Raw genomic sequence first — 314 nt, 5'->3', positions numbered from 1 at the left:
GTCGAGCGCGCGGTGGTGAATGACGGCATGCTGATGACGCATCTGAAATCCGGGATATCAGGCAGGGCTTGATTGGCGACTGTTCCGCCTGGGAGGGGGGATAGGGGATGCCGAAATTCAGGCTCAATCTTGGTCTTGTAATGGCGGCGTAGGCATATTTTTTGTAAGCTTCGGGGGTTGGGGCTGTCCGGAAACCGGACGATGTGATTTAAGCGCCGCATGGCGGGAATCGATGAATCCATGGATCGTTGGATGCCGGCGGACCTGTCTGTAACGGCCAGGGGCTCGCCATCGGTGTGGGCGGGCCTGATTCG

1 protein-coding gene is annotated in these 314 nt (G+C 58.6%); it reads right to left on the bottom strand.

Translation table 11 applies throughout. From position 1 onward, the window contains the following. A partial coding sequence (locus tag EN786_RS38420) for a hypothetical protein (protein ID WP_210238940.1) occupies positions 1 to 242 on the bottom strand: 242 nt, incomplete at its 3' end. Between the last annotated feature and the right edge of the window lie 72 nt (positions 243 to 314).

It is taken from the genome of Mesorhizobium sp. M4B.F.Ca.ET.143.01.1.1, assembly GCF_004792275.1.
In the GTDB taxonomy this organism is placed as follows: Bacteria; Pseudomonadota; Alphaproteobacteria; order Rhizobiales; family Rhizobiaceae; genus Mesorhizobium; species Mesorhizobium abyssinicae.
Note: the sequence above shows the minus strand (reverse complement) of the source record. Positions and strands in the feature narration are given on the sequence as shown.